This window comes from Peribacillus sp. NJ4, assembly GCF_030348345.1.
GTDB lineage: Bacteria > Bacillota > Bacilli > Bacillales > DSM-1321 > Peribacillus.
Genome location: NZ_JAUCFQ010000001.1, coordinates 575,018 through 596,341, shown reverse-complemented (window position 1 = coordinate 596,341; position 21,324 = coordinate 575,018). Strand labels below are relative to the sequence as shown.

Here is a 21,324-nt window from a genome sequence, read left to right as displayed (position 1 = left end):
CATTCCCCCTATCAAATTTCAGGTAATTACACCCTATCATAAGTATTTCTCCAGTATTATCTCATCTCGGATCGGAATTCCATCAAAACTGTAAAATGGTATTTCAGGTTTTATTTTCCGTGATTCTTCAACTGCATTTTTAACGATTTCCGAAATGACATAACCACGCTTTTGAAAAAACTTCAATGCCTGTAAATTATCGTTCGTTGTAATCGCTTTAATAGTATGGCAATTTTTTTCCTTAGCGATATTTTCCATCACATAAAGCAACGATGAGCCCACACCTTGATTCTCATGCTCACTGTTCAAAGAAATGATCTGACATACATGGTCGGATAATTTGTATGTTCCCAAACCCGTGATTTTTTCATTCTCGTCCATCACTCCAAAACCCTCAAGTTCCGCATAATGAAACAAGCCTCTTGAAAAAACGACTTGAGTCGTCTCCCAGTGCTGAATGAAAAAACTCTTGACCGTATCTGTCGCAATCATTCTTTTCGCTACGATTTGCATAACTATTTACGCCCCCAAAATTTCTCTCTCTCTGCTTATAGTATAAAATGCTTATGCTGATAAGGGAACATTTTATTCTTCATTCAGATCCTTTACAACCTTCTAACAAAACATAATACCATTCATATTCAGATAATCAATAATCATGGAATAAAAAAACGGCAGGACCTCTCGCGATGCACCCGCCTCTTCCGGAATCAAGTAATGGTATCATCCTTTATACGTCGGTTCCTTTTAGTGACTTCATCTTCAAATTGCTTGGTTTTCATTTCTTCCTTCTTTGAATATCTTATAATTGCCCTCATCGTAAAAACCGCTGCAACCAAAAAGATGAAGCAAGTTATGCCAGCCGAGATATATTCAGTCTTGTCTTCTGGAAAGTAAAGAAACAAACCAAGTAAAGTATGATTGAGAAAGTCCATCCGATACATCCTTCCTGATAGGGAATTAAACTGCATTATCCCATTATATCAATTACCAGAACAATCCACTAGTGGGCCTTATCCACTAAAATCTAAAAAAAACGAGAGGCCATTAGCCCCTCGCTTCCCTTTTATTTATAAAATGGTGATCCCTTTAATGACAACATCAACTGCTGGTTTGTCTCCCGCAACTGTCTCTACGTTAGCAATCGTATCAACAACGTCCATGCCTTCAACCACTTGACCAAAAACAGAGTGTTTATGATCCAACCATGGTGTGCCGCCTTGTTCCATATAAGCGCTAATGATTTCTTCCGGATAACCGGCTTGCTTCATTTGCTCACCCATTCTGCTGTCTACATGCTGGGCTTGTACGACGAAGAATTGGCTGCCGTTTGTTCCCGGGCCTGCATTTGCCATGGAAAGAGCTCCACGCAAATTGAATAATTGCATAGAGAACTCATCCTCGAATGGAGTTCCCCAGATACTTTCTCCACCCATTCCAGTCCCTGTCGGATCTCCGCCTTGAAGCATGAAATCCTTGATGACACGGTGGAAGATGATTCCTTCGTAGTAGCCGTTTTCAGCATGGGTCAAGAAATTTTCCACTGTCTTCGGAGCCAGCTCAGGGAATAGTTTAATTTTAATATCGCCCATCGTCGTTTGCATGATGACCGCTTTTTCATTTTCCAAAACTTCACTTGTTAATTGTGGAAAGTTTGTCATTGTACATACCCTCTTTCTGTTTTAAATAAAATGGCCTTAACTGCCATTTTCCATCTTCATTTGTACACTTTACACGATTTTCGTGAAAAAAGCATCTTTGCGAAGTTGAACAAAATCGCTGTGAAAAATCGTTGTTCTTATGTATCATGAAGGAAGTAAAAGAAAGGTGGTAGGGAAATGTCAGAACAGGATTTTAAAATCGGCGATAAAGTTACCGCCATATATAAAACTGGAAAATACATCGGGGAAATTACCGATATCAGACCTGCTGCATATCTTGTTAAAGTGTTGGCTGTCTTGAAGCATCCCATGCAGGGAGATCTTCATAACCCGAAGCAAACGGAAGTGTCCATGTTCCATCAGCGGCGCGCTCTTGCATTCCGGGAGCAAACCAATGTACCGAAGAATATGGTAAGGATCTTTGAAGAGGAGATTCCTGAGTATAAGGAGTCCTTAAGAGAAGCTGTCGAGAAAATGAAACGCACCTTAAGCGAAGCACACACAGAGTGGAATGATAAAAGCTTACAGTTGCTAGAGGATTTAGCGGCGGACTATTTCAAATAAAGCATGATAAAAGCCAAATCAGTAGTAGATGATTTGGCTTTTATAACGCTAAATGATTCAAAACCTTTGATAAATCAATGCGATCGCCAATTGTCGTCGGTTCATGATTTTGCATATAACTTTTATCTTTCTCTACTAACTTAAAGATATTATATGTCGTGATTGCATCATCCAGCGCCCTGTGATGCTTGCCTGTCCCTTCTTTGCCATAGGCCTGTACAGCCTTCCAAAGTCCGGTTTGATTTTGATCTCCGAAAAAGCGTTTATACTCCAAGCAAAGATCCGTTTGTTTCCCTGAAAAAGGGAAATCAAGTCCTGATTTCTGACAGTTCTGGCGAAGTACCTTCATGTCCATATTTCCCCAGGTCACAATCGTCGTCGGGTGCTGCTCATCAATTTTCTTCAATAAAGAAACCAACTCTTCAAATGAAATCCCCCGGTCCACCTGATCTTGGGTAATATTCAAGAACTTCTTGCATCTTCCCGTTAGGACTGGAAATTTCAATGGGTTAACAAAAGATGAGTATTGTTCCTGAATACTCTCATTAATGACTGTGACTAAACCAACCTCAATGATTTCTGGATAAAACCCTGATGGATTGGCTTTTCCTTCCGGCATCGTAAATTCAAAATCAATGAATACATATTGCTGTTGTTCCTCCATTTTTATGACCCCCTTCATTTTCCTGACATCACGTCTAAACAAAAATTGGATTTAATTTTCTCATGAGAATATTATAACAGAAGATTTAGAAAGTTTTTAATTGGATCGTAATACACCATTCAGATAGAAATTTTGCCGTCATACCTAATTTACCCAAAACTCTTTATTGTCTACCTTAATTGGATTATGATGGATGAATGAACCAAAAGTACCATTCTTTCATCCCGTCATTTTTCCCAAGAACATACTAAAAATATATTAGTTAGGAAGTTGATCTATGCGCAAGTGCCTTGGTTATATCACGATTTCCCTCTTAGTTCCCGTATTGATCCTTTTCATTTTCCTTTCCTATCAGGAATGGTCCTTAGCGCAATCTCCCTATCATGTACTCGACGAGCGAATTCCCATGGATTCGGTAGAACTGTCTCAGACCAGTTACATGAAGGCTGCAAATGGAAAGGTCATCAGTGAAATTTCCACTGGTGAAAAAAGGACCTACCTAAAACTTGAAGACATCCCCCTTTTCCTGGAAAACCTGTTCATCGTTACAGAGGATCAGAAATTTTATGATCATGCAGGCGTTGACCTATCCGGCATAAGCAGGGCGCTTCTTATCAATTCACAAAATAAAACAATCGAACAAGGCGGCAGTACCATTACCCAGCAGCTGGCCAGGAATGCTTACCTTTCACATGATAGGACGTATAACCGAAAACTTAGTGAAATCCTTTACGCCTATCAGTTAGAGCGAAAAAAATCAAAACCGGAAATCATGGAGCTATATTTGAATGCCATATATTTCAGTAATGGAGCCTATGGAATCGAAGCTGCCTCCCAGTATTATTTCAGTAAACCGACTGGGGAGTTGTCCAAAGCGGAACTTGCCTTCCTTGCAGCGATTCCTAATAATCCCGAAAACTACAATCCTCTTAAACATTTTGATGAGACGAAAAAGAGGCAGGAGAGATTACTGAAACAAATGGTAGCCGAAGGTGATTTAGAACAGACCGAGTATGAAAAGCTCATCAACACTACGATTAAATTAGACTTGTCCACCTCGGTCGACTTATATCCCGATTACGTGGCGTATGTTCATCAGGAATTGAAAAACCTGGTGGCATCCTCTGAAGGTCTCACCAAATCTCTGCAAAGTCCTGATGTCGATATACGTCAGCAGGCGGAAGTAGAACTGAATAAAAAGGTCGAAAAGCTTTTGAATTCCGGTGTAACCATCCATACCGCACTCGATACCAAGCTGCAAACCCAGTCCAAGACTGCTGTACAATCAAAAATCGGTGTCAATGATATCGAGGGAGCTTTAGTGGTTATACAGCATCATACGCACGAGCTTGTCTCTTTGATTGGGGGAAAGGATTATAAAAAAAATTCTTTCAATCGGGCATACCAAAGTTATAGGCAGCCAGGGTCAGCCATAAAGCCACTTCTCGATTATGCTCCCTATATTGAAGAAACGGGTGCTGACATCAATCAGCTTGTAAGTGGAGCGAGCTATTGCAGCAATAGCTATTGCCCAAAGAATTATAGCGGTGACAGTTATGGGATGGTCTCACTAAGGACAGCCTTCGCTCAATCCTATAATACACCCGCCATAAGGCTTTTTGAAAAGACGGGTATGGAGACTAGTTTCAAGTACCTGGAAGCTTTCGACTTTAAAAAAGTGAGCAAAAAAGACCACCATACGAGTTCGGCCATAGGCGGGTTCGAATATGGCATGAGTCCCCTTGAACTGACAAATGCCTATACTTCCTTCAATGACGGAAACTATCAGCCAGCGCGGGCCATTATTAAAGTCACTGATCAAAAAGGTGAAGTCCTTTATAAATGGAACGACAACTCCAAGGAGATATGGAACAAAAGCACCGTAGCCAAGATGCGGCAACTTCTCCATGAAACAACGCTTTCCGGGACAGCCCGCAAAGCCTACTTTCCCACAGATTATATCGGCGGGAAAACCGGTACGACCAATGATGTGAAAGACATGTGGTTTGTCGGCCTGACAGCAAACTATACAACAGGCGTTTGGATTGGGAGGGACAAGCCATCCAATCTGCAATCCATTTATTCACATACACCCCATGTACTGATTTGGAAAGACATCAGCCAGACTGCCGAGTGAAAAAAAGAAGGTGCCATGATGGCACCTTCTTTTTTTTTCTATATGGGAAGACTTGCAATAACGCTGTTATAAAGCTTCAATCCCGCATAAGCGACTATTGAAATCAAGGCAGCCCAAACGAAGATTGGAAAGAAAACCAATCCGACAAGCCTGGACAAATTCAGGCTCGGGCTTAACTTATTGACAAAATAAATTAAGGCCACGACATTCGTTGCGATAAAGATAGAACCAAGCCCGATGATGAATTGGACACTGAACAATGAACAGGCACCGCCAATGACATAAATGACAGATCCCCTTCTTACACTGTTCAGTGCTTTACCTTCCGAATCTTTGGAAAAGAATAATAAGGACAGCTCCAATATAGTATCGGAAATCAACTTCAATGCGGCAAAAACCATAAAGAATAATAGCAGCAATACGATCAGCAGCGCCAGCTTAATGCCCGCTTCAGAAAAAAACTCCAGCATCCCTTGGTAGATTCCCAAATTCCCAAATAACTTGAGCATCTGCATTTCCCCATAAATGGCAAAGGAGAGGCTGAACAATAGGATTGAAATGATTGGAAAGTAGCTAAGTAAATATGTGTTTTTCATGATTTCTCCATCCATGTATCTTTTATCCTATATTATGCTAGATAATCCACCATTTCACAATGGATACTCTACTAATTCACCCTTGAAAAACTTTTAAATTAAATTTTTCAGGTCGATTTCCTCTCCTTTTCTACCTATATATAAAACTCCATTTTAGTCGGCCTTCACTGTTTTTAAAGCCATGCAAACCCACAAAAATTGCGTTATACTTTTAAGCGAGACAAGTATTCGATAAAAAAATTCATAATCAACGAAGATTTCCTAACGTCTAGGATTGCGTGAAAAAAGCATAATAAGACGAATGACTTCGTTTTAAAAAGGGGGGAGTTTATGTCTTTACTTCATTGGGCGGTATTATCACCGTTTCTATTAGCACTTATTGTACCAATATTATACAAACTATTTCGACAAATACATACAGGTTGGTTTGTATTGATTTTACCGATTCTCCTTTTCACCTATTTTTCAAGTTTCATTTCCTTGACCAAACGAGGGGATATCATTACAGAAAGGGCTGCATGGATTCCTTCTCTCGGAATTCATATTGATTTCTATGTGGATGGTCTAGGGCTTTTGTTCGCCTTGCTTATCACAGGGATAGGTTCACTCGTCGTTCTGTATTCGGTTTTCTATTTATCGAAAGAGAAAGAAAAGCTGAACCAATTTTACGTCTTCCTTTTGCTTTTCATGGGAGCGATGTTGGGCGTCGTCCTTTCCGATAATCTGATTGTCCTTTATTCGTTTTGGGAATTCACGAGTTTATCCTCATTTTTATTGATAGGATATTGGAATGAAAGGGAGCGTTCACGTTATGGGGCGCAGAAATCCCTGTTGATCACTGTGTTTGGAGGCTTAAGCCTGCTTGGAGGCATCATTCTCCTTGCCATTATGGGGAACACATTCAGCATACGTGAATTGATAGCACAAAGTGGGGAACTTATGGACCACCCGCTCTTCACTCCTGCCCTTTTGCTTGTGCTGCTTGGTGCGTTCACTAAATCCGCACAGTTCCCGTTCCATATCTGGCTACCTGACGCGATGGAAGCTCCGACACCAGTCAGCGCTTACCTTCATTCCGCTACAATGGTCAAGGCCGGAATTTATTTGGTTGCCCGATTAAGCCCTGTTTTTGCAGAATCCGGAATATGGTTCTGGCTAGTTTCGATTGCCGGATTGATCACCCTGTTCTGGGGCTCATTCTCTGCAATCAAACAGACAGATTTAAAGGGGATTCTCGCTTTTTCCACCATCAGTCAGCTCGGATTGATCATGTCGCTTTTGGGGCTTGGAGCGGCGGCACTCCACTATGAATCTTTAGGGGAAAATATATACTTGGCAGCCACGGTTGCAGCTGTATTCCACTTGATTAATCATGCGACCTTTAAAGGTAGCCTTTTCATGGTTGCAGGCATCATTGATCATGAAACCGGTACGCGTGATATCAGAAAGCTTGGCGGATTAATGCAGTTGATGCCGATTACTTTCACCGTCGCCGTCATAGGTGCTTTTTCAATGGCTGGCCTTCCACCCTTCAATGGTTTTTTAAGCAAGGAAATGTTCTTGGCCAGCATGGTGGATGTATTGGAACTGAATATCTTCAATATGGCGACATGGGGGATGCTGTTTCCTGTGCTGGCATGGGTCGCCAGTGTATTCACTTTTATATACAGCATGATTGTCGTGCTCAAACCCTTCACAGGCAAACTTCAGTTAAACCTATTGGACAAGAAACCCCATGAGGCACCGATCGGGATGTTGATTTCTCCAATAATCCTTGCTTCGTTGGTGATCATTTTCGGCATTTTTCCAAACTTGCTATCTTCGTCAATCATTGAACCGGCGGTAGCTGGCATTCAGCCAAGCTTGGTGGGTCCGGATTTCCAAGTCCATATCGCCTTCTGGCATGGATTCCAACCCGAATTATGGATGACAGTCGGTATCATTGCATTTGGTATCATTTTATACAAGACGTTTCCGAAGTGGCAAAAGATCCATCAGTGGATGCCTGAAAGTATATCCCTGAATGCTCTGTATGATAACGGGCTAAGAGGGCTCGAACGCTCGGCATCCTCCGTCATGAAATTTTTAATGACAGGTTCGATCCGTACATATCTGCTTTCGATATTCCTATTCTTCATTCTTTCATTGGGCTTTACGCTCTATTGGAAGGATGCATTTAAATTGGATACAGGAAATTTAGCTTCGATCGGCTTATATGAATGGGTATTAGCGGCGATTACCGTGATTGGCTCGATCGCCATTCTGTTTGCAAGATCCCGTTTGACTTCCATTATCATCTTAGGAGCGGTCGGTTATACGATTTCCCTATTTTTCGTTTTGTTGCGGGCACCGGATTTAGCCCTGACTCAACTTGTCATCGAAACGATTTCTGTATCACTGTTTTTGCTCTGTTTCTTCCACCTTCCATTAATGGCAAGCAGAAAGGAAGAACGGATGACATTCAGGTTGAATAATGCCCTTATATCCATTGGTGTAGGAGTCATGGTTACATTGATTGCCTTATCGGCACATAGCAATAAACTATTTGATTCCATATCAAGTTACTACCTTGAAAATGCTTATAAGGAAGCAGGCGGAAAGAATGTCGTAAATGTCATTCTCGTTGACTTCCGCGGACTTGATACGATGTTTGAAATCACTGTCCTTTCGATCGCTGCGCTTGGAATATTCGCGATGATCAAATTGCGTTTGACAGGGGGGAAAGATAAATCATGAAGCAAAATGACCTGATTCTCCAAACGGTTACGAAAGTCGCCGCCTTTGTTATCCTGCTTTTTGCAGTAGCCATCTTTTTAGGGGGGCATTATTCGCCAGGAGGCGGGTTTGTCGGCGGTTTAATGACATCAGCCGCCATAGTCCTGCTGTTGCTCGCTTTCGACATTAAAACCGTCACAGGCATCCTGCCGATTGACTATAAGTTAATGATTGGTTCAGGCTTGTTCATATCAAGCCTGACTGTTGCCGGCGGGTTAGTGTTCGGGGTGCCGCTCATGACACATGTATATCAATATTTCGATTTGCCTCTTCTTGGGCACATCTCGCTTCATACTGCGGTACTTTTTGATCTGGGTGTTTATCTTGTGGTTGTTGGTGTAACGATGACCATTATTCAAACGATAGGGGAGAGTGAATAATGGAACTTTTAATGGCCATTGTCATTGGAATACTATTTATGTGTGCGACCTATTTAATGCTTTCAAAAAGCATTTTAAGAATCATAATCGGTACTGGGCTGCTCAGTCACGGCGCCCATCTTTTGATTTTGACGATGGGCGGTTTGAAAGGCGGTTCCGTTCCATTGCTAAGTGATGATGTTACAACCTATGTTGATCCGCTTCCGCAAGCGCTTATCTTGACGGCCATCGTCATCAGTTTCGGAGTCACATCATTTCTGCTGGTTCTTGCTTATCGGACCTACCAGGAACTCGGAACTGATGATATGGAAGAAATGAGAGGTACGGAAGCGAATGAATAATCTTACTTTCATGCCTGTTTTATGGCCGCTTTTCACAGGCATACTTCTCATTTTCTTTGTAAAAAAAATCAAGCTGCAAAGAGGAATCTCTCTTTTTTCCTCTCTTATCGGAATCGTAATATCCCTTTATCTAGTGTTCTCGGTTCATACTCAAGGGATCTTGACTCTCGGTGTCGGTAGCTGGGATGCCCCGTTCGGGATCGTGATCGTCGCAGACATGCTTTCTTCACTGTTGGTCCTGACCACGAATATCATTGGATTGGCCATACTGATTTACTCGTTTTACTCCATAGGTGAAGAACGTGAAAAACACTATTATTATCCTGTATTTCAATTTTTGCTGATTGGTGTAAACGGTGCCTTCCTTACGGGGGATCTTTTCAATCTATTCGTCTTCTTTGAAGTCATGCTGATGGCTTCTTACGTGCTGCTGGTACTGGGAGGGACGAAAATACAACTGAGGGAATCATTGAAGTATATCATCGTCAATGTGCTTTCCTCTTCCTTTTTCGTCATCATGGTGGCGTACCTTTATTCAGTTCTTGGCACATTGAACATGGCAGACATCAGCCAGAGGATAGCGGAAGTCAACCAGCCTGGAATCATCTCGGTGATAGCAATTGGCTTCTTGATCGTCTTCGGTTTGAAGGGAGCCATTTTCCCGCTCTTCCAATGGCTGCCTGGGTCCTATTATGCTCCACCCATCCCAGTGATCGCACTATTCGGGGCATTGCTGACAAAGGTAGGGATATACTCCATTTTCAGGACCTATACACTCATGTTTTATCATGACCAGGATTTCACCCACACTTTCCTTGCGATACTTGCGATCTTGACCATCATCATCGGTGTCATAGGAGCGATAGCTTATTGGGATGTTAAAAAAATCATCATTTACAATATCATCATCGCCGTCGGGGTTATCATTTTCGGCATCTCGATCATGAATGGGCAGGCATTATCAGGCTCCATTATATATATCATTCATGACATGCTTATCAAGGCTGCACTCTTCCTGCTGGTTGGCATCATGATCAAAATCAGCGGATCGGATGATTTACGGGATATGGGCGGCTTGATCAAGCAATACCCTGCCCTTGCATGGACCTTCTTCATAGCTGCCATATCATTGGCGGGAATACCACCGTTCAGCGGATTTGCCGGCAAGCTCCTGATTCTTCAGGGAGCTGCAGAAAAAGGTGCCTACTTTGGAATGGCCGTTGTCTTGATTTCAAGCTTGATGGTCCTATACTCGGTTATGAAAATATTCATGAATGGTTTCTGGGGAACTCCAAAAGCTGATTATGCCTTATCTAATAATACGGTAAATAAAATGCTGGTTCCTGCCGTCCTCCTTGTTATCATTTCCGTTTTATTCGGAGTAGGAACAGAATCGATTTACCCATTCATTACACAAGCTGCAGATACATTAATGAATCCCGATATTTATATCAAAGCGGTTTTAAAGGAGTAGTGCCTGATGTCATTCCAAATTTTACTGAATGTGTTCCTTGCGGTTATCTGGATGTTTTTGAAAAATGAGTTTAACGGGAGCACTTTTATCATCGGATATGTATTGGGGCTCGGCATCATGTTCGTCTTCCGTCATTTTTTCAATGATCGTTTTTACCTGAACAGGGTGAATGCCGTCGTTCTATTACTACTCATATTCGCAAGGGAACTCATACTTTCCAATATTAGCGTCCTTAAGGTCGTGCTTAAACCGAGTCTGGATATGAGACCTGGCATATTCGCATTCGAAACAGTGCTGACTAAGGATTGGGAAATTACGATACTATCGAATTTAATTACACTGACACCAGGAACACTTGTCGTTGAAGTATCGGAGGATAATCGGATTCTTTATATCCATGCGATGGATATTGCCGATAAGGATGAAGCCGTGGACAGCATTAGAAATACATTCGAAAAGGCGATCATGGAGGTGAGCAAATAATGTTCGATCTAATACTTAAAATCGCGTTGCTCGGTGTTTCGCTTTCCATGATTGGATTCTTATACCGTTTAATCAAAGGGCCTTCCGTACCGGATCGGGTCGTCGCACTCGATGCGATGGGAATAAACCTAATAGCAATCGTTGCACTTGCCTCCATTGTCATGGATACAAGCGCTTATCTGGAAGCCATTCTACTGCTCGGAATCCTATCTTTCATAGGAACGGTCGCGTTTGCCAAATTCCTTGAGAAAGGGGAGATTATCGAAGATGACCGCAATCGTTGAAATCCTATCTGCCCTATTCCTATTATTGGGGGTCTTTCTCTTTTTAGTCTCGGCTTTCGGAATCATCCGGCTGCCCGATGTCTATACAAGAAATCACGCTGCCTCAAAAAGCTCGACACTTGGGATCATGTTCATCCTGATTGGCACCTTGTTATATTTCTATTATAAGCATAGCCATTTCGATTTCCGGGTCGTGCTCGCGATCATCTTCATCTTCATGACCGGCCCTGTTGCCGGGCATTTAATCAATCGCTCGGCTTACCATTCAGGCGTTAAAATGTGGGATCGGAGTGTCCAGGATGATTTAAAGAAAATCCGGTGATTCCCTGCCATTGCAAAAGAGCTGCCCTATTTAACAGGAGCAGCTCTTTTCTGTCTCAATCCTTTAAATATACCTGGTCCCCTAAACTGATTTCACCTTTTCGTATGACCGAAGCATATACACCAAAATGATTGTTCCTTTCCTTGACGACAGTTTTCAAGAGTGATGGATCTCTATGGGAATCGCTCGGATCGACTGTTATGATCATGCAACGCTCACAATGCCTTTTGATTTCCAGTTCAACATCTTCCCCGATCAGAATCCTTTTTCCGAACCATCGCTCTTCTAAAAAGGGTGTTTTGTTCTCTAAAGATAGCACCAAATTGGGCCTGAATCTTCTGCCATCCACTTCTCTTCCCCAAAGCTTCGACAATTCGCCAATCGAGGCATCACTGACTAGCAGGATGTTTTCTTCTTCAATCGCACCGAACGGGATATGTGCTGGCGGATAAACAACGGAAGTTGCCTCCTGATTTAACAACCGTTCCATTTCCTCCCGAAAGGCTTCCCCTCCCCATGTCAGCACGTTTCCTGAAGGGGTCTTCACTTTTATTTCCGGATATTGGTCAAGGGTTTCCTCACCAGAAAAAACAGCTTGATAGCGGACCATCTCCGGGACTTGGGTTATCGTCAGGAACTTCCCATTTTTGTCTTTAAAGGCATGACTGCGATCTCCATATAGTCCATAATCCATCACCCTTGTTTTCTGTACCTGTTCACCAGTGAAAGATTTTACAGGATGACGGGTGATTTCCTGTATATGACCAACCAGCATAAAAAAACTCCTTTTCATACAATAGTCTACTGCCATATTATACGTAAACCGGATACTGTAGAATCAAAATAGTGAACCGTCTAAATCATTACGTCACCTCAAAGCGATCGTTCCCTGATTCACTTCGGTAAGTCGATAACGGCCAACGTACAGCGTGAAATGCAGATAAGATTATCCTCTTCATCACGGATTTTCACGTCCCATACCATTGTCGTCCTCCCGCGATGGATGATGTTCCCTTCGGCGGTAACAATACCTGAACGGACGCCCCTTACATGATTGGCATTGATTTCAAGGCCCACGACAGCTTGTTTTTCACTGTCCACAAGCTGCATCCCGCCAAAACTTGCAACGGATTCCGCAAGGGCAACGGACGCTCCCCCATGCAATAAACCATATGGCTGCCTGGTACGTTCATCCACCGGCATCGTCGCAATGACTTTCCCGTCACCGATTACTTTCATGTCTATCCCAAGCGTGCCTATCAACGAATTTTCAATATTTCTCTCCATCCCCAATACCCCCAACTCTTATGTTTTTTCCTACAACGAATGATTCAGAAAAAGTGAATCACCATTCATAATAGTATACAAAAAAAGGATGACCCAAGTCTATCAAGTCATCCTTCAATAATGTGAATTGTATTATTTCGAGAGTATTTCTTTTAATTCAAACCAGTTTGTCAGTCTTGGGATATCCAATTCCCTGTTATAGGAATTATCAATTGCATACACTTTCGTTGGAATATCCAATAAAGTTTCCAGAACTGCCGGTTTATCATCAAAATAATAATCCAATTCCAATTTACGAATCGTATCAATTTTTTCATGATCCTTCATACCACAGTAAAAATGGTCATCCTTAACGGGAAAGCCGTTTTCAATCAACCATTTTTTCGTCCGTTCACCATGCTCCGATTTTCTAGCGGTGATGTAATAGATCTCATGACCATCGCGTTCAAGCTCCTGCAGCGTTTCCACCGCTCCCTCGAAGGTTGGACAGGATGAATAATACACTTCCTCGGCAAGGCTGTTCCACATCTTGCCGCCAGCCTCTTTATCAAGCCCGAAAGCTTCATGGATCTCTATTGTCTTTAATGCTTTGAATTTCGCTAACTCTATGTTCTTATTAAGCTTTTCATTATAAAGATGGAACGCGAACTCCCTCAAATTAATAAGGGTATCGTCAATATCAAAACCGAATTTCATATCTTTCACTCCTCTTTAAACATAAGCGGCGGCAAATTGTGATGCGAAGGAAATTTCCTTGTCCACCTGAATGGCCTGTAATCTTTCAATTTCGGCTTTTCTTTCCGGTTCAGCCATTTTTAATCCAAGGAATCCAGTATCCCCCTGCAGGATGCATCGTTGAATAAGCTCGGCTAATATATCGGCATCTTTCATGGCACAATTGAGTCCGAATGCACCTGTAGGTGTCATCGTATGGGCTGCATCACCTAATAATGCAACACCATCCTTTGTCCACGTTTCACAGTAGCTGCTGTAAACATCCAATAAAATGAAGTCTTGCCAAGAGCTGATATTTTCACACACGACCTTTTTTAATTCAGGAAATGCAAAAAGCAAATCTTCAATGAATGGATCAAATGGCTGTTTTCGCAAATGGGAAAATGAACCATGTTCTATATTCCATCCAATTTGGATGAAACCTCCAGCCTGAGTGAAGAGGGCAACCTGGGAGCCATTGACCAATGCCATCTTGATCGAAGGCTTCCATCCCTCTGGAGCAGGAATTTTTGCCCACAGTAAATCATAGCCATGATTTTTAATCACGACTGGTATCCCCGCTTTTTTTCGAACCATGGAAAATCTGCCATCCGCTCCGATTATCAATGAACTTTGCACTTCCAGGTCATTTCCGCCCTTTCGAGCCTTGACACCCGTAAACCGGCCCATTTCATTCTGAATCAGGTCCGTAACCCTCGTATTCATCATCAATTGAAAAGAATCCAGCTTTTCAGCTTCATTCAATATAGCTGTAAGCAGATGATTTTGAGGGACATGTATCCCAACATGGTCTATAGGAAATTCCGGGAAAATCCTTTTAAATAGTTGGCCGTCATTCCAATATTCAATTTGTTCCATCCTAAGCAAGCCAAGCCTTTCCACGTCCTCGAATAAACCGTGCTTTTTAAGAATGGCCTCTCCTTCATCGTTCAGGAACTCGCCCCGGAACTCCCTGGCAACTTCAGAATGCCTCTCAAGCAGGACGACTGAAATGTCCTGCTTGGCCAATAGGTAAGCTAGCAGCGCTCCTCCTGGTCCTGATCCGACTATGCATACATCTGATTTAACCAACATGCCTCTTCACCTGTTGTCTATTTTAATTTAGGATAAGCCGTGATGCGTATGTCTTCACCAAACGTGTCCACGCCAGAGAAGGTAACATCCATCGCTTCATCCATAGTATCTACATTCATTCCAGTATACGGTGTTAGTGAGTTTCTCCCGCCCAATAGTTTAGGAGCTATATAAATCAAGTATTTATCGATGAGCCCCGCCCTTAGGAAAGAGGCATTCACTTCACTTCCACCTTCCAGCAAGACATCCGTAATCCCCTTTTTATACAGCTCTTCCATCAAGGTCCTTAAATTCAGGCCCGTATCGTTTTTGGGGACGAGAATGAATTCGATTCCTTTTTCACGTAAAGCCGCCATTTTTTCCGCAGGTGCTTGATCATGCGTTACGATCATGGTTTTCGCATCTGATACCTGGACAACATTTGCTTCCATCGGAACACGTAATTCACTGTCTAGAATGATTCGGATCGGATTTTTCCCTCCGCCCTCCGGAAGTCTTGTCGTCAATGATGGATCATCGGCCAAAACAGTCCCGATACCAACGAGAATGGCATCCACCTCATCACGCAGCAAATGAACGGAATGACGGGATTCTTCTCCTGTTATCCATTTTGAATGGCCTGTGTGGGTTGCAAGTTTTCCGTCAAGTGTCATCGCATACTTCGAAATGACAAATGGACGGCTCGTCAACATATTGTGAATGAAACGCTCATTCAGTCTTTGCGCTTCCTTCTCCAGGACGCCAACTTCCACTTCAATGCCCGCATTCCGAATGATGGATATCCCTCTTCCTGCAACTTCCGGATTTGGATCTTGTGTAGCCACCACAACCCGCCGGACACCTGATTCTTTCACTAGATTTGCACAAGGAGGTGTCTTTCCATAATGGGAACACGGCTCAAGAGTCACGTATAGCGTTGCACCTTCTGCATACTCACCCGCCATTTTGAAAGCATGAACCTCGGCATGCGGTTCACCCGCTTTACGGTGGATTCCTGTACCGGCTATCACACCGTCCTTAACTATGACTGCACCGACCACTGGATTTGGATTCGTCTTTCCTTTAGCACTGGCCGCCAAATCCAATGCCAGCTTCATGTAATATTGATCATCATTCATACTATGGCTCTCCTTATACAATCAAAGTTGGCTTCTTGTGGGGAATATGTCCTGACTTCTTAACCTTTGTATCCAGATAGAAGCTATTATCTTCCGTCAAACCGCCCCAAAGCGGGATATGGTCCTTTGCCGCAAGTCCATGCTTCATAAGGGCATCCAACTTTTTGGGGTTATTCGTAATTAAAGTAACCGGCTCCTCACGCAGTTCCCTCAACACTCGAATGGCTCCCTCGTAAGATCGCGTATCGTCTTCGAATCCTAATGCCTGATTCGCCTCGACCGTGTCATACCCTTCCTCCTGAAGCAAATATGCAAGAGATTTGGAAAACAGGCCGATCCCTCTTCCTTCATGGTCCGCAAGGTAAAAAATGGCCCCGCACCCATGCTCGGCTATCATTTTCATCGATTGGTGGAGCTGGTAGCCGCAATCGCAGCGTTTACTGCCGAAGATATCACCAGTGTGACAGATGCTATGCATCCGGACGAGTGCATCCCCCGACTTTTCAAAATCTCCATACACCAATACGGAGGATTGCTGTCCAAAAGCAAGGTTAGCTTCCGAAAGCGATTCAAGCACCGCTTCCTTGTCATTATCCATGCCATCAAGCTGGAGCCACGTATACCATTGGAACACCGTTGAGAAATCGCCTTGTTCAACAGGCAGGTTCACAGGCCCCACAAGGCATATATCAGCCTTTCCCGGGGTTTTGATGATATTCATTTTATCTATTAAAAGGTTTTTTGTTTCCTGGGTTATTTTCATCTTAACATCACCTATTTTATAATTTATAGTGTGCCTTCTCCTTACTTTAGGTAAGTAAGTATATTACTATACACTATACCTGTCAATGAAGCAGTTTACAAATAATAGTGTGTCTTTGATCATAATTTTCAAGAAGTTTTCTTGCAAAAGGAAGTCATTCACAAACCGCTATCATATCGGCTGGCCTTTATACATATTTTAACGTATAACGAAAACGTGTCTATAGACAGACTTAAGGAAAGGAAGGAAACCTTTTGGAGGATTTCCCTTATTTTTTGTATGACCCCATCCTATTTCCACCTCACGCCGGGGCAATGAATATGAATCGGGAGCGGGGAGGAACATTGCGTCCCTACTCGGCAACCAATCCAGATCTGCTAGTTAAATCGGCAAAGACATCACAATCTTTAATGCTTGATGTGAAAAAAGTCATGGATACTTTAGCCACATCCAAGCCTTTTTCAAACCGGCTGATGATTGCTGCCCAAGCATCGAAAATGAGTGTCGTGATCGATATGATCCGAAAGATAGGAATTAAGAACGAACCTGATATCACGTATAACCCCGATGGGATCCGTTTTGATTTCTATCCTAAAGCAGAGGAAGAAAATTGTCATATCATCGTCAGCTTGAAATGGAGTGATGTATAACGTCCAACACCTTTTGGTAAAAAAACCGAAGCCTTTTTTCGGCTTCGGATATTTGGGTTCATTTCGTTTTCGTTTCAAAGGTTTCAACCAATAGTGCAAGCGTTCGTGCCATGACACCGGTAGCCCCCGCCGTGCACAATTCGGAGCTGCTAGAGGTTGTGGATGTTCCGGCAATATCCAGATGGACCCACGGAGTATCTTCGGCAAATTCGCCGATGAAGGCCCCACCCATGATCGCATGCCCTGCCCCGCCAGGTGAATTATTCAAATCGGCTATTTTACTATTGCGTACCCGCTCTTTATCCTTTTCGGTAATCGGCAATCTCCAAATGGGCTCCCCGGCCTCCTCTGAGGCTTTGACCACTTGTTCATAGAATTCCGTGTCATTGGTCATCGCACCCGTCATATCCATGCCCAACGCCGTTATGACACCACCCGTTAGAGTAGCAACGTCAATAAGATAGTCAGCACCATGATGTTTAGCGTAAGTCATGGCATCCGCCAAAACAAGCCGGCCTTCCGCATCCGTATTCAATACCTCTATCGTCTTGCCGCTCATGGCAGTGATCACATCATCTGGCTTGAATGCATCACCGCTGATCATGTTATCAGTGGACGGAATGACAGCCACGACATTTTGATCCGGTCCTAATTCCCCGATAATTTCCATTGCACCTAAAACAGCTGCCGCACCACCCATATCCGTCTTCATTCCAACGATTCCGGCCTTCGTTTTCAATGAGTATCCACCTGTATCGAATGTGATGCCTTTACCGACCAACCCGATAACATCCTTCCATTCATCTTTACCTTGATACTTCAGGACGATCATTTTCGGAGGCTCGACCGAACCTTGATTGACAGCAAGGAGGGCGCCCATACCCAACTTGAGCATATCTTCCTTCTCCAGGATCTCCACTTCAAAGCCATATCGTTCACCCAAGGCAGATGAATAATCCGCCAGATCCGTGGAAGTCAACAAATTGCCTGGTGTGTTAACCAATGTTCTTGCTGAATTCGTCGCCCTTCCGAAGATTCTCCCTACATGAAGTGCGGCCCCGACCTCTTCATTATCCGATTCACTGTAAACCGTAATCGATTCAATGCTTTTTTCGACCTGGTTCGATTTTTGCTTGTATCCGTCAAATTTATAGGAAGCAAGTTCAAAGGCCTCTGAACAAGCATGGGCTACATCCAATGCATCCAGGTTTTCAGTCGTGAATGTATCCAAAGCAATCGAAAGCGTCGTAAGCTTGGATTCTTTAATCGTTTTACGGGCTTTCCCCAACGCTTCGCGCAGCGTTTCAAAGGAAAGCTCCTTTTCCTTGCCCAACCCTACAAAAATCAATCTCTTTACGCCTAATTTACCTAATGTATGTATTTTAACTACTGATTTTTTCTTGGAAGAGATTTCTCCAGCTTTAACTAACTCGGTTAACTGACCGTCCAATCGTTCATCGGCTTCTTTCCCTATGCCTGTGAATTTTACGGGTTTGTCAAATATGCCTAGAATCAGGCATTCATCAATCAAATCTATATTCAAGGAATCTTTAACTGTAAACATTCTGCTACCTCCTTCATTCGATTACCTTCATTATAACGAAATTTTCCAAAATTTTCGAATAAGGCACCTTAAAATAATAATAACAAGGGATATTGTTTAGAATGGGTGACTTTAGAGTAATAGTATAAGAAAGATCATATTTATACTTATAACCAGCAGGGAATCGACAGGACCGAATTGAACTAATAATAAGGGCCTTGTACCGAGCAGGATTTCTTATTTACCCATATATGGATTTCATTGTTACTCATAACTAGAAAGAAGGCTGATACTCTTGGAATTATTTCTCAACTTCCCTTTAATTGCAGCATTGATTGCTATTTTCTTTGCTCAATTCATTAAAGTGCCCATCCACTTCATAGCTTTTCGTAAGGTTAACTGGTCACTTCTTAACTCCACAGGCGGTATGCCCAGCTCCCACTCTGCGGCCGTGTCAGCTCTAACAGTAGCAGTAGGGATTGAAACCGGAATGGATTCTCCTGTATTTGCCGTTGCCGCTATCTTTGCCATCATCACGATGTTCGATGCGACAGGAGTGAGACGGCAGGCAGGAGAACAGGCAGCCGTCTTGAATCAGCTCGTCACGGACTTCAATACATTTGTCGAGCAAGCAAAAAACTGGCAGAAAAAAGCAGAAAAGCAGAAACAGCAACAATTAAAGGAACTGTTGGGCCATAAGCCAATCGAGGTATTTTTCGGAGCCTTGACCGGAGTTTTCATTGCACTGGCACTTCACTTTTTCATCTTTCAAGGGTAGGTGGTCAATTTGAAAATAATCTCTCTTTGCCCCAGCAATACGGAACTCTGCACATATCTAGGGATTGAAGATCAGCTGATTGCTATCGATGACTATTCCGATTGGCCCGAAACCATACAGCACCTTCCTAAGGTGGGGCCCGATTTATCGATTGATATCGATCATGTAGAATCACTGAAACCCGATTTGGTGCTCGCTTCCCTGAGTGTACCGGGTATGGAAAAAAATATTGAAGGATTAAAAGAACGGAACCTCCCTCATATCATCTTCAATCCGCAATCACTTGAAGATATAGCAAAAGATTTGCTGATCCTGGGCGAAGCCACGGATTTTAATGATAAAGCAGCGGAACAGGCTGCTAAATTCCGTGAGGCCATCCTTCAATATAAAAACGTCGCCGATAAAATCGAAACGAAGCCGTCCCTATATTGGGAATGGTGGCCAAATCCCTTATTCAGCCCTGGGGGAGTTAACTGGTTAACCGAGATCAGCCTTCTTGCTGGAGGATATAATCTTTTCAAAGATGTGGACATGGCAAGCATTCAAGTCACTTCCGAAGAGGTCCGGAAAAAGGATCCCGACCATATTTGCTTAGCTTGGGTCGGTGTCCCTTTACGAAAAGTGAATCCAGAGCTGGTCAAGAAACGAAAAGGGTGGACCGATATGAAGGCAGTCCGGGATAACAATATCCACATCATGGAAGAACCCTTATTCTGTCGGCCTTCCCCCCGTTTACTGGATGGTCTTTCAAAATTGGCAAAGACTCTTCACCCAGAAGCATACAACGGCTTGGGCTAAGGGATTTTCAAATGAACATGATATCAAAAAGGCTGCCACAATCGGGGCAGCCTTTTGACCTTCGCTGGACTTTATCCATCATTTCATTAAAAAGCAAAGGATGATACATTCTCGTTCAATGTTTTTTCAGCGATTTTAGGCTTGAAAACCTGCCTGATCCTGGTTTCGTTCAGCTTTTTTAACTGTTCTTCAGATAATTCGCCGTTCCCTTTTTGCACAACATATACTTCAAGGGTTTTCTTTCCCCAGTTCTCGTACACGTCTTGTACCGTTTCGTAGTATAGATCCAGGTGATTGCCTTTGATCGCGCCACCCTTATCCGCTACAACCCCATATCCATAGCCCGGAATCCAAAGGATGGTTCCGAGAGGAAATACGGCAAGATCAGCTGCAATGGTGGAAAACAGATCCCTTTTCACCTTCACCCCTGAATAAGTGATTCCATAAGATGGGCTCTCCGGGAACTTTCCGGTTGATTCATACCCTGCTGTATACCCTGTAGCCAAAACTTCGTGCTTCGGGTATTTAGAGAGCTCAATTGCCTCCGCTATCGTCGTTGGACCATTGCTCAGGGATGCGGATGCCACTAGCGTTGCCACTTGGCCACCACTATGGATGGCTTTGTATTCGAGACCAAGCATTCGATTTTGTCTCATCGCCTCTTCAAAGAGATGATTGTCCGACTCAGCTCCAAAAACATGATTTAAGGTTGATTCGATGGCCAAGATAAATAATATGATAATAGCAACCCTCAAAAATAATGCCTTTACAATTTTCATATGTAATAGTTCCACTCCTCTCACAAGGATATTTGTTCCCTTTCCCGAGTGAAAGTATTCATAAAGAATGAAAACAACCATTTTTTCTTACAAAAAAGGACCTCCATAAATGAAGGCC

Annotated in this window: 25 protein-coding genes; 12 read left to right on the top strand and 13 right to left on the bottom strand. The window is 43.0% G+C overall.

From position 1 onward, the window contains the following. Positions 1-36: 36 nt before the first annotated feature. The 3 genes from QUF94_RS02935 to QUF94_RS02925 form a co-directional block, all read right to left on the bottom strand. A complete protein-coding gene (locus QUF94_RS02935; RefSeq protein WP_289314540.1) occupies positions 37-513 on the bottom strand; it encodes a GNAT family N-acetyltransferase in 477 nt (158 codons plus the stop codon). A gap of 197 nt (positions 514-710) precedes the next feature. After that, positions 711-935 carry a hypothetical protein gene (locus QUF94_RS02930; protein WP_289314539.1) on the bottom strand — a complete coding sequence of 75 codons (225 nt, stop codon included), beginning with the start codon at positions 933-935 and terminating at the stop codon, positions 711-713. A gap of 135 nt (positions 936-1,070) precedes the next feature. Next, complete coding sequence (locus tag QUF94_RS02925) at positions 1,071-1,661, bottom strand: peptidylprolyl isomerase (RefSeq protein ID WP_098371439.1); 591 nt, start codon at positions 1,659-1,661, stop codon at positions 1,071-1,073. A 177-nt stretch (positions 1,662-1,838) separates the two neighbouring features. Here QUF94_RS02925 and kapB point away from each other — a divergent pair, with 177 nt between their 5' ends. Beyond that, complete coding sequence (kapB, locus tag QUF94_RS02920) at positions 1,839-2,225, top strand: kinase-associated lipoprotein KapB (protein ID WP_289314538.1); 387 nt, start codon at positions 1,839-1,841, stop codon at positions 2,223-2,225. A 40-nt stretch (positions 2,226-2,265) separates the two neighbouring features. On the opposite strand, the gene kapD is transcribed toward kapB, so the two are convergent. Further along, on the bottom strand, positions 2,266-2,889 hold the full coding sequence (kapD, locus tag QUF94_RS02915) for a 3'-5' exonuclease KapD (protein WP_289314537.1): 624 nt from the start codon (positions 2,887-2,889) through the stop codon (positions 2,266-2,268). A gap of 277 nt (positions 2,890-3,166) precedes the next feature. Here kapD and QUF94_RS02910 point away from each other — a divergent pair, with 277 nt between their 5' ends. Further along, on the top strand, positions 3,167-5,026 hold the full coding sequence (locus tag QUF94_RS02910) for a transglycosylase domain-containing protein (RefSeq protein ID WP_289314536.1): 1,860 nt from the start codon (positions 3,167-3,169) through the stop codon (positions 5,024-5,026). A 38-nt stretch (positions 5,027-5,064) separates the two neighbouring features. Here QUF94_RS02910 and QUF94_RS02905 read toward each other — a convergent pair whose 3' ends face one another. After that, the gene (locus tag QUF94_RS02905; RefSeq protein WP_289314535.1) at positions 5,065-5,622 is read right to left on the bottom strand and encodes a DUF5366 family protein; all 558 of its coding nucleotides are present in this window, start codon (positions 5,620-5,622) and stop codon (positions 5,065-5,067) included. A 330-nt stretch (positions 5,623-5,952) separates the two neighbouring features. Here QUF94_RS02905 and QUF94_RS02900 point away from each other — a divergent pair, with 330 nt between their 5' ends. The 7 genes from QUF94_RS02900 to mnhG are packed head-to-tail and all read left to right on the top strand — an operon-like array spanning position 5,953 to position 11,681. Beyond that, on the top strand, positions 5,953-8,358 hold the full coding sequence (locus tag QUF94_RS02900) for a Na+/H+ antiporter subunit A (RefSeq protein ID WP_289314534.1): 2,406 nt from the start codon (positions 5,953-5,955) through the stop codon (positions 8,356-8,358). Next, on the top strand, positions 8,355-8,777 hold the full coding sequence (locus QUF94_RS02895) for a Na(+)/H(+) antiporter subunit B (RefSeq protein ID WP_289314533.1): 423 nt from the start codon (positions 8,355-8,357) through the stop codon (positions 8,775-8,777). The genes QUF94_RS02900 and QUF94_RS02895 overlap by 4 nt, the downstream gene beginning before the upstream one ends. Then, positions 8,777-9,118: a Na(+)/H(+) antiporter subunit C gene (locus QUF94_RS02890; RefSeq protein WP_289314532.1), complete on the top strand. Its 342-nt coding sequence runs from the start codon at positions 8,777-8,779 to the stop codon at positions 9,116-9,118. Before QUF94_RS02895 ends, QUF94_RS02890 begins: the two co-directional genes overlap by 1 nt. Then, positions 9,111-10,592, top strand: coding sequence for a Na+/H+ antiporter subunit D (locus QUF94_RS02885; protein ID WP_289314531.1), 1,482 nt, complete (start codon positions 9,111-9,113; stop codon positions 10,590-10,592). Before QUF94_RS02890 ends, QUF94_RS02885 begins: the two co-directional genes overlap by 8 nt. A gap of 6 nt (positions 10,593-10,598) precedes the next feature. Then, positions 10,599-11,075, top strand: a complete 477-nt coding sequence (locus QUF94_RS02880; RefSeq protein WP_289314530.1) for a Na+/H+ antiporter subunit E — start codon at positions 10,599-10,601, stop codon at positions 11,073-11,075. A gap of 47 nt (positions 11,076-11,122) precedes the next feature. Beyond that, on the top strand, positions 11,123-11,359 hold the full coding sequence (locus tag QUF94_RS02875; RefSeq protein WP_370017115.1) for a Na(+)/H(+) antiporter subunit F1: 237 nt from the start codon (positions 11,123-11,125) through the stop codon (positions 11,357-11,359). After that, complete coding sequence (gene mnhG, locus QUF94_RS02870) at positions 11,343-11,681, top strand: monovalent cation/H(+) antiporter subunit G (RefSeq protein WP_289314528.1); 339 nt, start codon at positions 11,343-11,345, stop codon at positions 11,679-11,681. Before QUF94_RS02875 ends, mnhG begins: the two co-directional genes overlap by 17 nt. Positions 11,682-11,736: 55 nt before the next feature. Here the strand turns inward: mnhG and QUF94_RS02865 are convergent, their stop codons facing one another. The 6 genes from QUF94_RS02865 to QUF94_RS02840 form a co-directional block, all read right to left on the bottom strand. After that, positions 11,737-12,456 carry an MOSC domain-containing protein gene (locus QUF94_RS02865; RefSeq protein WP_289314527.1) on the bottom strand — a complete coding sequence of 240 codons (720 nt, stop codon included), beginning with the start codon at positions 12,454-12,456 and terminating at the stop codon, positions 11,737-11,739. A 119-nt stretch (positions 12,457-12,575) separates the two neighbouring features. After that, positions 12,576-12,968, bottom strand: coding sequence for a hotdog fold thioesterase (locus QUF94_RS02860; protein WP_289314526.1), 393 nt, complete (start codon positions 12,966-12,968; stop codon positions 12,576-12,578). A 132-nt stretch (positions 12,969-13,100) separates the two neighbouring features. Beyond that, complete coding sequence (locus QUF94_RS02855) at positions 13,101-13,664, bottom strand: 5' nucleotidase, NT5C type (protein WP_289314525.1); 564 nt, start codon at positions 13,662-13,664, stop codon at positions 13,101-13,103. Positions 13,665-13,679: 15 nt separating this feature from the next. Further along, positions 13,680-14,777 (bottom strand): FAD-dependent monooxygenase, encoded by a 1,098-nt coding sequence (locus QUF94_RS02850; RefSeq protein WP_289314524.1) that lies wholly within the window; start codon positions 14,775-14,777, stop codon positions 13,680-13,682. A 17-nt stretch (positions 14,778-14,794) separates the two neighbouring features. After that, complete coding sequence (gene ribD / locus QUF94_RS02845) at positions 14,795-15,895, bottom strand: bifunctional diaminohydroxyphosphoribosylaminopyrimidine deaminase/5-amino-6-(5-phosphoribosylamino)uracil reductase RibD (protein ID WP_289314523.1); 1,101 nt, start codon at positions 15,893-15,895, stop codon at positions 14,795-14,797. Between the two features lie 13 nt (positions 15,896-15,908). Next, positions 15,909-16,658, bottom strand: a complete 750-nt coding sequence (locus QUF94_RS02840) for a GTP cyclohydrolase II (RefSeq protein WP_289314522.1) — start codon at positions 16,656-16,658, stop codon at positions 15,909-15,911. Positions 16,659-16,972: 314 nt separating this feature from the next. Here QUF94_RS02840 and QUF94_RS02835 point away from each other — a divergent pair, with 314 nt between their 5' ends. Beyond that, the gene (locus QUF94_RS02835) at positions 16,973-17,308 is read left to right on the top strand and encodes a YuzC family spore coat inner layer protein (RefSeq protein ID WP_289314521.1); all 336 of its coding nucleotides are present in this window, start codon (positions 16,973-16,975) and stop codon (positions 17,306-17,308) included. Positions 17,309-17,366: 58 nt separating this feature from the next. Here QUF94_RS02835 and QUF94_RS02830 read toward each other — a convergent pair whose 3' ends face one another. Then, entirely contained in the window at positions 17,367-18,872 is a 1,506-nt protein-coding gene (locus QUF94_RS02830) for a leucyl aminopeptidase (protein WP_289314520.1), read from the bottom strand. A gap of 274 nt (positions 18,873-19,146) precedes the next feature. On the opposite strand from QUF94_RS02830, the gene QUF94_RS02825 reads away from it, so the two are divergent. Further along, positions 19,147-19,629 carry a divergent PAP2 family protein gene (locus QUF94_RS02825; protein WP_289314519.1) on the top strand — a complete coding sequence of 161 codons (483 nt, stop codon included), beginning with the start codon at positions 19,147-19,149 and terminating at the stop codon, positions 19,627-19,629. A gap of 9 nt (positions 19,630-19,638) precedes the next feature. Beyond that, complete coding sequence (locus QUF94_RS02820; protein WP_289314518.1) at positions 19,639-20,427, top strand: cobalamin-binding protein; 789 nt, start codon at positions 19,639-19,641, stop codon at positions 20,425-20,427. Between the two features lie 86 nt (positions 20,428-20,513). On the opposite strand, the gene QUF94_RS02815 is transcribed toward QUF94_RS02820, so the two are convergent. Further along, entirely contained in the window at positions 20,514-21,206 is a 693-nt protein-coding gene (locus QUF94_RS02815) for a 3D domain-containing protein (RefSeq protein ID WP_289314517.1), read from the bottom strand. Positions 21,207-21,324 lie beyond the last annotated feature (118 nt).

Excerpts from the sequence above, each read along its gene's own strand:
- QUF94_RS02935 (WP_289314540.1), bottom strand. The coding sequence starts at position 513 with ATGCAAATCGTAGCGAAAAGAATGATTGCGACAGATACGGTCAAGAGT.
- QUF94_RS02930 (WP_289314539.1), bottom strand. The coding sequence starts at position 935 with ATGGACTTTCTCAATCATACTTTACTTGGTTTGTTTCTTTACTTTCCA.
- QUF94_RS02925 (WP_098371439.1), bottom strand. The coding sequence starts at position 1,661 with ATGACAAACTTTCCACAATTAACAAGTGAAGTTTTGGAAAATGAAAAA.
- kapB (WP_289314538.1), top strand. The coding sequence starts at position 1,839 with ATGTCAGAACAGGATTTTAAAATCGGCGATAAAGTTACCGCCATATAT.
- kapD (WP_289314537.1), bottom strand. The coding sequence starts at position 2,889 with ATGGAGGAACAACAGCAATATGTATTCATTGATTTTGAATTTACGATG.
- QUF94_RS02910 (WP_289314536.1), top strand. The coding sequence starts at position 3,167 with ATGCGCAAGTGCCTTGGTTATATCACGATTTCCCTCTTAGTTCCCGTA.
- QUF94_RS02905 (WP_289314535.1), bottom strand. The coding sequence starts at position 5,622 with ATGAAAAACACATATTTACTTAGCTACTTTCCAATCATTTCAATCCTA.
- QUF94_RS02900 (WP_289314534.1), top strand. The coding sequence starts at position 5,953 with ATGTCTTTACTTCATTGGGCGGTATTATCACCGTTTCTATTAGCACTT.
- QUF94_RS02895 (WP_289314533.1), top strand. The coding sequence starts at position 8,355 with ATGAAGCAAAATGACCTGATTCTCCAAACGGTTACGAAAGTCGCCGCC.
- QUF94_RS02890 (WP_289314532.1), top strand. The coding sequence starts at position 8,777 with ATGGAACTTTTAATGGCCATTGTCATTGGAATACTATTTATGTGTGCG.
- QUF94_RS02885 (WP_289314531.1), top strand. The coding sequence starts at position 9,111 with ATGAATAATCTTACTTTCATGCCTGTTTTATGGCCGCTTTTCACAGGC.
- QUF94_RS02880 (WP_289314530.1), top strand. The coding sequence starts at position 10,599 with ATGTCATTCCAAATTTTACTGAATGTGTTCCTTGCGGTTATCTGGATG.
- QUF94_RS02875 (WP_370017115.1), top strand. The coding sequence starts at position 11,123 with ATGATTGGATTCTTATACCGTTTAATCAAAGGGCCTTCCGTACCGGAT.
- mnhG (WP_289314528.1), top strand. The coding sequence starts at position 11,343 with ATGACCGCAATCGTTGAAATCCTATCTGCCCTATTCCTATTATTGGGG.
- QUF94_RS02865 (WP_289314527.1), bottom strand. The coding sequence starts at position 12,456 with ATGCTGGTTGGTCATATACAGGAAATCACCCGTCATCCTGTAAAATCT.
- QUF94_RS02860 (WP_289314526.1), bottom strand. The coding sequence starts at position 12,968 with ATGGAGAGAAATATTGAAAATTCGTTGATAGGCACGCTTGGGATAGAC.
- QUF94_RS02855 (WP_289314525.1), bottom strand. The coding sequence starts at position 13,664 with ATGAAATTCGGTTTTGATATTGACGATACCCTTATTAATTTGAGGGAG.
- QUF94_RS02850 (WP_289314524.1), bottom strand. The coding sequence starts at position 14,777 with ATGTTGGTTAAATCAGATGTATGCATAGTCGGATCAGGACCAGGAGGA.
- ribD (WP_289314523.1), bottom strand. The coding sequence starts at position 15,895 with ATGAATGATGATCAATATTACATGAAGCTGGCATTGGATTTGGCGGCC.
- QUF94_RS02840 (WP_289314522.1), bottom strand. The coding sequence starts at position 16,658 with ATGAAAATAACCCAGGAAACAAAAAACCTTTTAATAGATAAAATGAAT.
- QUF94_RS02835 (WP_289314521.1), top strand. The coding sequence starts at position 16,973 with ATGAATATGAATCGGGAGCGGGGAGGAACATTGCGTCCCTACTCGGCA.
- QUF94_RS02830 (WP_289314520.1), bottom strand. The coding sequence starts at position 18,872 with ATGTTTACAGTTAAAGATTCCTTGAATATAGATTTGATTGATGAATGC.
- QUF94_RS02815 (WP_289314517.1), bottom strand. The coding sequence starts at position 21,206 with ATGAAAATTGTAAAGGCATTATTTTTGAGGGTTGCTATTATCATATTA.